Origin of the sequence: Sphingomonas hankookensis, assembly GCF_001619955.1 — a bacterium.
Classification (GTDB): Bacteria; Pseudomonadota; Alphaproteobacteria; order Sphingomonadales; family Sphingomonadaceae; genus Sphingomonas; species Sphingomonas hankookensis_A.
The window spans coordinates 1-8814 of sequence record NZ_LQQO01000051.1 but is presented as its reverse complement, the minus strand read 5'-3'; the positions used below and the strand labels follow the sequence as shown (position 1 = coordinate 8814).

General features: G+C 68.8%; 6 protein-coding genes and 1 pseudogene. 6 read left to right on the top strand and 1 reads right to left on the bottom strand.

The genetic code is table 11. The annotated features are described in order from the left end of the window. A partial coding sequence (locus tag AVT10_RS15455; protein WP_066693475.1) for an antitoxin of toxin-antitoxin stability system occupies positions 1-208 on the bottom strand: 208 nt, incomplete at its 3' end. Between the two features lie 159 nt (positions 209-367). Between AVT10_RS15455 and AVT10_RS15450 the strand changes: the two genes are divergently transcribed. The 6 genes and pseudogenes from AVT10_RS15450 to AVT10_RS15425 form a co-directional block, all read left to right on the top strand. Next, positions 368-1564, top strand: coding sequence for an AAA family ATPase (locus AVT10_RS15450; protein WP_066693471.1), 1197 nt, complete (start codon positions 368-370; stop codon positions 1562-1564). Positions 1565-1869: 305 nt separating this feature from the next. Beyond that, positions 1870-2901 carry a ParB/RepB/Spo0J family partition protein gene (locus AVT10_RS15445; RefSeq protein WP_066693469.1) on the top strand — a complete coding sequence of 344 codons (1032 nt, stop codon included), beginning with the start codon at positions 1870-1872 and terminating at the stop codon, positions 2899-2901. Between the two features lie 757 nt (positions 2902-3658). Continuing rightward, positions 3659-4861, top strand: a complete 1203-nt coding sequence (locus AVT10_RS15440; RefSeq protein WP_066693467.1) for a replication initiator protein A — start codon at positions 3659-3661, stop codon at positions 4859-4861. A gap of 926 nt (positions 4862-5787) precedes the next feature. Further along, positions 5788-7254, top strand: coding sequence for a DUF4153 domain-containing protein (locus tag AVT10_RS18880; protein WP_066693465.1), 1467 nt, complete (start codon positions 5788-5790; stop codon positions 7252-7254). Positions 7255-7286: 32 nt separating this feature from the next. Continuing rightward, complete coding sequence (locus tag AVT10_RS15430) at positions 7287-7985, top strand: response regulator transcription factor (protein ID WP_066693473.1); 699 nt, start codon at positions 7287-7289, stop codon at positions 7983-7985. Next, positions 7982-8814 (top strand): annotated as a pseudogene (locus AVT10_RS15425) (sensor histidine kinase); the annotation flags it as partial. The gene AVT10_RS15430 and the pseudogene AVT10_RS15425, both read left to right, overlap by 4 nt.

Here is an 8814-nt window from a genome sequence, read left to right as displayed (position 1 = left end):
GCCCCGCCGCGACGGACCGGCGGGCGGCGGCGACCTTGCGCGCCAGCAGATCGGCATGATCCTGTCGAGCCTGTTCGCGCTGGATATAGTCGCGCATCAGTTCGCGGACGACCTGCGACGCCGGGCGATGGCTCGCCTCCGCCGCAGCCATGAAGGCATCGCGCAGATCGGGTTCGAGCTTCATGGTGAAGACGGCGGCTTTTGACATGGGCGTCCTCCGTTGGCGTACTGACAAGGTATATACCGTCAATACCTTGGCGGCAATGCGACGGCCGCACTGAATCAAACCGCGGTTATGCTTGCCGGATTGAAGGTTTTCATGACATAATGATGTGATCAGGGTTCAAACGGGCGGGTGCTGCGCAGCATGAATGCAATTACGGCACAGATCGGCGATCTGGCGGACGCCGGCGAGCGGATGATCGAGCGGCTGCGGCGCAAGGCGTTCCTGCCCGAAAGCCGCAAGGGCCTCAATGTCCGCTTCGGCATTGCCGAGGCGGCACAATTGCTCGGCTGTTCGACCAACCGCATCCGCATGGCGGAGGAGGACGGGCGCCTGCCCCCTGCCCCGGCCGCCGACAATGGCCGGCGCCTGGGATACAGCGTCGAGGAATTGCTGCACATGCGGCAGGTGCTGGGTGCCTCCCCCGCCCGTGCGCCGCTCGACGTGCCGGCGGTGATCGCGGTGCAGAACTTCAAGGGCGGGGTCGGCAAGTCGACCGTCACCACCCACCTCGCCCATTATTTCGCGGTACAGGGATACCGGGTGCTGGTGGTCGATTGCGACAGCCAGGCGACGACGACGACGCTGTTCGGCTTCAACCCGCATTTCAACATCACGCGCGAGGAGACGCTCTACCCCTATCTGTCGATCGATCCGACGCAGAACGACCTGTCCTATGCGGTCAAGGCGACGCCATGGCCCAATGTCGATCTGATCCCGTCGAACCTCGAACTGTTCGACGTCGAATATGAGCTGGCGGCGGCGGGATCGGACGGGGCGTCGGTGCTGGCGGCGCGGTTTCGCAAGCTGAAACAGGGGTTGATCGACCTTGCGCGGCATTATGACATCGTGCTGCTCGACCCGCCGCCGGCGCTCGGCACGATCAGCCTCGCGGTGATGCAGGCGGCGAACGCGCTGCTGGTGCCGCTGGCGGCGACGACGCCCGATTTCTGTTCGACGGTCCAGTTCCTGTCGATGATGGACCAGGTGCTGCAACAGCTGGGCAGCGCGGGGATCGAGGTCGATTACAGTTTCGTCCGGCTGATCTGTTCGAAGTTCGACGGCAACGACCCCAGCCATGCGATGGTGCGGGCGATCATGGAGCAGAGCTTCGGGCCGGCGCTGCTGCCCGTCCCGATCCTCGAATCGGCCGAGATCAGCCATGCCGCGATGCGGATGATGACGGTGTACGAGCTGGAAAAGCCGATCGGCACGCCCAAGACGCACAAGCGCTGCCGCGCGAATCTGGACGAGGCGATGGGACAGATCGAGCAGCTGGTGCGGCAGGGTTGGGGGCGGGTGGCGCCGGCGAGCGAGGAAGAGGTGGTGCATGCGGTTTGACAGCGCAAAGCGCGGCGGACGCGCGCGCAGCGCCAGTCAGCTCGAACCGCTCGGCCGACGGGCCAGCAGCCCGATCGACGGGTTCGCGCAGGCGGACCCGGCGGGGTTTGATCGCGGAGCGGCCGCCTTCTTCGTACCCCCGCGCAGGCGGGGGTCCAGGGTAACGACAGGACAGCGCCCGTGGCTCTGGACCCCCGCCTGCGCGGGGGTACGGTTCGTGGCAGGGTCAACCGATCTCGCCCCCCTCCGCGAACCCCCTTTCCTACATCGCCAAGTTCTGCATATGTTCCGCGCGGAGGTGACCCATGGCGCGTAAGCAATCCGATTATCTGGCCGCGTTGCTCGACGACGGCCCCTCCCCTGCCCCGGCCCCTACCGAACGTGGGTCCGAGCGGCTGCGCGGCACGACGCTGTTGGGCCGGGAATCGGCGCTGGCGCGGGTCGCGTCGGGCGAGGTGCGGCAGGTGACGCAGCTGCTGCTCGATCCGGCGCGGGTGCGGATCTGGCCGGGCAATGCGCGCTCCTATGCGCATCTGACCGAGGCGGGGTGCCGCGAGCTGATCGATTCGATCATCGCCGAGGGTGGGCAGAAGGTGCCGGCGGTGGTGCGGCGGGTCGAGGGCGATCCGGCGCATGATTATGAGGTGATCGCGGGCACGCGGCGGCACTGGTCGATTTCGTGGCTGCGCGCACACAGCTATCCCGACATGCAGTTCGTGGCGCAGGTCGCGACGCTGGACGACGAAGCGGCGTTCCGGCTCGCCGATCTGGAGAACCGCGCGCGGGCCGATGTGTCGGACCTCGAGCGCGCGCGCAACTATGCGGCGGCGCTGAAGACACATTACGGCAACCACGCGTCGCGCATGGCCGATCGGCTGAAGCTGTCGAAGGGCTGGCTGTCGAAGATGCTGCGGGTGGCGGCGCTGCCCGATGCGGTGGTCGCCGCGTTCGGATCGCCGGCCGAGGTGCAGCTGAAGGGCGGCTATGCACTGGCGCAGGCGCTCGACGACAAGGCGCAGGCGGCGGCGATCGTGGCGGAGGCGAAGGCGATCGCGCGCGAACAGGCGACGGCACGGGCGAAGGGGGCAGCGACCCTGCCCGCCGCCGATGTGTTGCGGCGGTTGCTCGACGCGCCGAAGCGGGGGACGAGCGAAACCGCCCCCCATATATGGCGGATGCCGTCCGGACGGCCGGCGATGACGGTGCAGAGCGCCAACCGGCAGGGTGTGACGCTGCGCCTGCATGCCGGGTCGGGCGCGAGTGTCGACGAGCTGACGCTGGGACTGCGTATCCTGTTGGCTGAGCTGGAGGCTCAGGGGCGCGGGTTGCAGCGGTGAGCGGGCAAGGTTTCCCCGGGGAAACTTTTCGCCGCGCGTGCGGGGCGGCCGGCGGGTGGCATGGGATGGCCTTGGATCGGGTTCACGCGAAGGCGCGAAGGGCGCGAAGGATATTCGCTCGCGACGAGCGTGGTCCCCTTGGCGCTGACTGGGTGGCTATCGGCGAAGCAGCCACGAACGCACCCCCTCTGCGCCCTCTGCGCCTCTGCGTGAACCAATGCTTTTCTTCCGGCGTACGGGAATGGAAAAGTTTCCCCGGGGAAACTTCGGGCCCGAGGCACCGCTCGGCATTCGGCGGCGGGTGGATAGCGCTGTCCCCGCCCCTGCCCGGCGCGGATGGCGCGACGTTCGGAATTTGGGATCGCGCGGAGGCGCGGAGGGCGCGGAGGCGGTTCGCTTGCGGTGGGCGTGGCTCTCTTTATCCAGGCAGAGGGTTGATCGCTGACGCCGCCCGGAACGCGACCCCTCCGCGCCCTTCGCGCCTCCGCGTGAACCCGTTTCTTTCCTTCGCAGCGACCGGCTCAGCCCAAGTTTCCCCGGGGAAACTTTTCGCTATCGACCGGGCGCTTGCCCGGCAGGCGCGAACGGGTTCGCGTAGCAGCGCGCATGCCCTGCCCCCGTACGTACCCCGGCAGGTGCCGGGACATGGTGCGGCGTGGGCTCATGTTGCGCGGGACTGCGCGTGCGTGCGGCGATTTCCGGTGTCGCCCTCCCCTGCCCCCCGAGTTTCCCCGGGGAAACTTTTCCGGAGGGCCGCATGACCCGCGCTGCGTCCGAGAAGGTCAGCGAGCAGTTCGACCTGTTCCTGCCCTATCTCGCCGACCTGCCGCTTCGCGACCAGCGCGAGATGATGGAGCGGCCGTTCTTCAGCCTTGCCAAGTCGAAGCGGGTCAAGCCGATCGATTATCAGAGCCCCGACGGCAAGCTGTGGGTGCATGTGTCGGCCAATGCCGATTACGGCATGGCGACGATCTGGGACGCGGACATCCTGATCTATTGCGCGAGCGTGCTGGCCGATATGGCGAGGCGGGGGGTCAACGACGTGCCGCGCAAGCTGCATTTGATGCCCTATGACCTGCTGCGCGCGATCGGGCGGCCGACGACGGGGCGGGCGTATGAGCTGCTGGGCCAGGCGCTCGACCGGTTGGTGGCGACGACGATCAAGACCAATATCCGCGCCGACGCCGGTCAACCGGCCTCCGGCCGGGGGCGCCGCGAAGCGACGTTCAGCTGGCTGGATGGCTGGACCCAACTGGTCGACGAGAAGACCGAGCGGTCGCGCGGCATGACGATCGAGCTGTCGAACTGGTTCTGGGAAGGGGTGATGATGACCGGCGGCGTGCTGTCGATCGACCGCGCCTATTTCGACCTGACCGGCGGGCGCGAGCGCTGGCTGTACCGCGTGGCGCGCAAACATGCCGGCGGCGCGGGCGAGGCCGGTTTTGCGATTTCGATGCCGACTTTGTTCGAGAAATCGGGCGCGGAGGGGCAGTATCGCCGCTTCAAGTTCGAGATCGCCAAGATCGCCGAGCGCGACGAACTGCCGGGCTATGCGCTGACGCTGGAGCAGGAGGGCAAGCGCGAGCCGATGCTCCGGATGCGGCGGCGGGCCGATGGGGCGGCGCGGACGGCGAGCGTCGCGCCCCCCCCTGCCCCTGCCCCTGCGCCGGTCGCGGAAGCCGCCCCCTCGCCCGCGCGGATCGAGGAACTGGTCGATGCCGCCGCGATGATCCGCGCGTCGATCCGGGGGCTGGCGGGCAAGGCGCAGCTGGGCGAGATCACCTCGCAGACGCTGGAGACGCTGCGGTCGGAATGTCCGGGGTGGGATTATCATACGCTGCATGCCGAGTTCCGGGCGTGGATCGACGGCGATCCGGCGCGCACCCCGGTCAATTATCAGGCGGCGTTCATCGGCTATGTCCGGCGGTTCGACGCGAAGCATCGGCACGAGTTGCGGTAGGGTGCTGGCGCTTCCCGCTAGCGTCATCGCGGCGAAGGGCGGGGTCCCGTTGTTGCTCGGCGCAGCGAGAGGCGCGGGACGCCTCGAACGGTTGTCGGGATTGCGGTAGCGGGATCGGGTCCGGAACGGGGCGGGGCCTTATGCTGGCGGCGGACGATGCGTTTCCTCGCGGGTCTGCCAGCCTTCTCACCTGTCAGTAGAGGGGGCCCTCTGCTTGGTTAACGGGGGTGGAACGCCTCTGGGTTGCGGCACTTTTTGGGGTTACCGTACCCGTCCGAGAAGAAGAAGCGGGACCCCGGGTCAAGCCCGGGGTGACGGTTGTGGGGGCGTTCGGGGCAGTTTCATCGGCGCTTCGGGTTGGATGTGGTGCCGAAACTTGCTGCCGATGATCGACGCCCTTGCTGGTCGGTACGCCTCTTCGCTCGATCCCGCATCACAAGCGTTCCCGAAGTGTCGGCTGTGATCCGGGCGAACGTTGCCATCCGTCCCAGTATCGGACGGGCATTGCGCGGTTTGAACGACTTCGCGGGGGCGGCGGTTGGAATTGATTCAAACGCGGCGCCGGATTGGCCCGCCAGTGGCAGGCATCGACACTCCGGGAACGCGGTTCGATCCTTCGGGAACGGTAGGTCGACACTTCGGGAACGAAACCGTCGACCTTTCGGGAACGGAAGGTCGATCCTTCGGGAACGAACCCACCCGGGCGAATCGTGGACTAACGCCGCGTTCGAGCGGTCAGGCGCCCTCCTTAACCCGCTAACCTTCTAAGAAACCCTCTAACCCCGTGGATGGGTTCTTTGAGATTTTGAGAGAGAATATCTGCACCGAAGCTGCACCGCCTCTCCCCGAAACGTCCCCGGGCTGCGGACCATCGGTCGACGCCCGTGACCTAGGCGGAGGGCTCCTGTCGACCGAGGAGCCGCACGATGCGCCTGAGTTTCCTGTTGAAGATCGCCGCCACCGTCGGGCTGGTGCTGCTGTTCCATGGCCTGTTCCCCGACGGGTTCGAAGGGGCGCGGGTCGGGGGACTGGCGGCGGTGTGGCTGGTCCTGCTGGTCGCGGTGCGGCGCGACGTGGCGCGCAGCCGCAGGGCATGGGTCGCGCTGGGCGGGGCGGCGGTGTTTGCGGGCATGCTGGTCGACGATCCGGGGCCGCTGCCCTGGGTACTGTTCTGGGCGGTGCTGTCGGTCGCCGCGCTGATCCCGCGGGTGGCAGCGTTCGACGATGCGTGGCGCTGGGCGATGCGGCTGCTGGTGCAGGGGTTGAGCACGCCGTTCGCGCTGCCGTTCGACCTCAGGCGGATGGGCGGCGTGCGGGGCAGGGGGCTGTCGCCGGTGCGGATCGCGGCCACGCTGGCGCTGCCGGTGATCGGCGGCACCCTGTTCCTGGTCCTGTTCGCACAGGCCAACCCGTTGATCGAGAACGTCTTTTACAATGTCGCCCTGCCCGAACCATGGCAGCTGGGACTGTGGGCGGCGGTCGCGGCGATGGCGTGGCCCGCCTTTCGTCCCCGCGCGGCGGCGATCCGCTGGGCGGCGCGGCTGCCCGATCCCGAACCGCGGATGCCGGGTACGTCGCTGCCCTCGGTCCTGCTGGCGCTCGGCCTGTTCAACCTGCTCTTTGCCGTGCAGAACGCGCTCGACATCGCGTTTCTGTGGAGCGGGGCGGGGCTGCCCGAGGGCGTGAGCGCGGCGGATTACGCCCATCGCGGGGCCTATCCGCTGATCGCCACGGCGCTGCTCGCCGGTGTGCTGGCGCTCGCCATGCTGCGCCCGGGGAGCGAGAGCGCCGGCAACCGCTGGGCGCGGCGGCTCGTGACGCTGTGGGTCGCGCAGAATCTGGTGCTGGTGGCGTCGAGCGTGCTGCGCACCACCCGCTATATCGACGAATCGATGCTGACCGCGTGGCGGATCGCGGCGCTGTTATGGATGGGGCTGGTCGCGCTGGGGCTGGTGCTGATCGCGTGGCGCATCCTGAGGGCCAAGAGCGCGCGGTGGTTGCTCAATGCCAATGCGGTCGCGGCGGGGCTGGTGCTGAGCGTCTGCGCGACCGTCGATCTGGGGGCGACGGCGGCGGCGTTTAATGTCGATGCGCAGCGGCCCGAGGCGGTCGATCTCTGCTACCTGCGGCATGTCGGCGATGGTGCGCTGCTGCCCATGATAAAGCTGGAGCAACGGCTGATGGACGCGGCGACGCGCGAGCGGGTGCGCTTCATCCGGCAGACCCTGTTCGCCGATCTGCTCTGGCGGCAGACGCATTGGGGCAGCTGGACCCCGCGGGGTGCGCGGCGGCTGTCGGCGGCGCGCGCGGCGCTGGGCCGGGAGGTTGCGCGGCCGGTCGACCCGCGCCTCCGCTTTTGCGACGGATCGCTGCCGAATGAGGTGCAATCTTGACGTGCGCCCCGCTGGCGCTGATCCAGTGCCCCATGCCGCGCACGATCCTGATCGCCGATGACGACCCGCATATCCGCCAGCTGCTGGCCTTCGCGCTGGCCAAGGCGGGGCTGGAATCGATCGAGGCCGGTGATGGCGAGGCCGCGCTGCAACAGGCCGCCGACCAGGCGCCCGACCTGATCATACTCGACATCAACATGCCGCGCATGGACGGGATCGAGGTGTGCCGCCGGCTGCGCGCGGGCAGCGACGTGCCCATCCTGTTCCTGTCAAGCCGCGACGACGAGATCGACCGGGTGTTGGGCATCGAGCTGGGCGCCGACGATTATGTGGTGAAGCCGTTCTCGCCCCGCGAAGTGGTGGCGCGGGTTATGGCGATCCTGCGCCGGGTCGGCGCGCGACCCCCGGCGGTGGAGAGCGCCGCCGCGCCGCTCGGCCATGGCCAATTGCGGCTAGACCCCGATGGCTGGCAGGCGAGCTGGGGCGAGGAGCCGGTCGCGCTGACCGTGACCGAGTTCGGCATCTTGCGCACGCTGGCGGCGATGCCGTCGAAAGTGTTCAGCCGCGACGCGATCATCGACCGGCTGCACGGTCCGGGCTTCGCGATCACCGACCGCACGATCGACAGCCATGTGCGCAATTTGCGGGCGAAGTTCGCGGGCGTCGGGGCGAATGACGTGGTGGAGACGCGCGCCGGGGTCGGCTATCGCCTCGGCAATTGCGGGGCATGATCGGCGCCGCGAAGGCGTTCGTGCGGCGGCATTGGCCCCGGCTGCGGCTGCGCACGATATTGCTCGCGACCTTCGTGTTCGTCGCGGCGTTGCCCGGCGTCGGGGCGCTGTTCCTGCGGGTTTATGAAAACAGCCTCCTGCGCCAGACCGAGACCGAGCTGGTGGCGCAGAGTGCGGCGTTGGCGGCGGTGGCGGCGCGCGACTGGCCCGGCGGCGAGGGGGCGGGGATCGTGCGCGGCGGCTATGCCTCCGACCTCGACCTGCGGCTGTCGCGGATATTGCCCGAGCGGCCGGCGCCGGTGGCGATGCCGGGCGCCGACCGCCGCTCGCTCGCCTGGGCGGGGGAGGTCGCGCCGGTGCTGGCGATGACGGCGGCGACGACGCTGGCGTCGATCCAGCTGCTCGATCCGCAGGGCCGCATCGTCGCGCGCGGGCCGGCGGGGACGGGCTATCCCGGCCTGCCCGAGGTTCAGGCGGCGCGGGAGGGGCGGGCAGTGACGACGCTCCGCCGCAACGGCGCCTATCGCCAGCATTATCCGCTCGAATGGCTGAGCCGCGCGTCGGACCTGCGCATCCACCATGCCCGGCCGGTCATCGTTGGCGGGCGGGTGGTCGGCGTGTTGCTACTGGCTAGATCGCCGCGTAGCCTGTTCGTCGGGCTGTACGAGGATCGCGGCAAGATCGCGTTCGGGATCGTCGCGATCTTCGTGACGCTGGTGGCGTTGAGCGGCCTGTTGTCGCGCGGGATCGTGCGCCCGGTCGAGGCGCTGCGCGATGCGACGCGGGCGGTGGCGGGCGGCGGGGGCAGCGTGCCCGAACCGCCGCCGAC

Excerpts from the sequence above, each read along its gene's own strand:
- AVT10_RS15450 (WP_066693471.1), top strand. The coding sequence starts at position 368 with ATGAATGCAATTACGGCACAGATCGGCGATCTGGCGGACGCCGGCGAG.
- AVT10_RS15445 (WP_066693469.1), top strand. The coding sequence starts at position 1,870 with ATGGCGCGTAAGCAATCCGATTATCTGGCCGCGTTGCTCGACGACGGC.
- AVT10_RS15440 (WP_066693467.1), top strand. The coding sequence starts at position 3,659 with ATGACCCGCGCTGCGTCCGAGAAGGTCAGCGAGCAGTTCGACCTGTTC.
- AVT10_RS18880 (WP_066693465.1), top strand. The coding sequence starts at position 5,788 with ATGCGCCTGAGTTTCCTGTTGAAGATCGCCGCCACCGTCGGGCTGGTG.
- AVT10_RS15430 (WP_066693473.1), top strand. The coding sequence starts at position 7,287 with ATGCCGCGCACGATCCTGATCGCCGATGACGACCCGCATATCCGCCAG.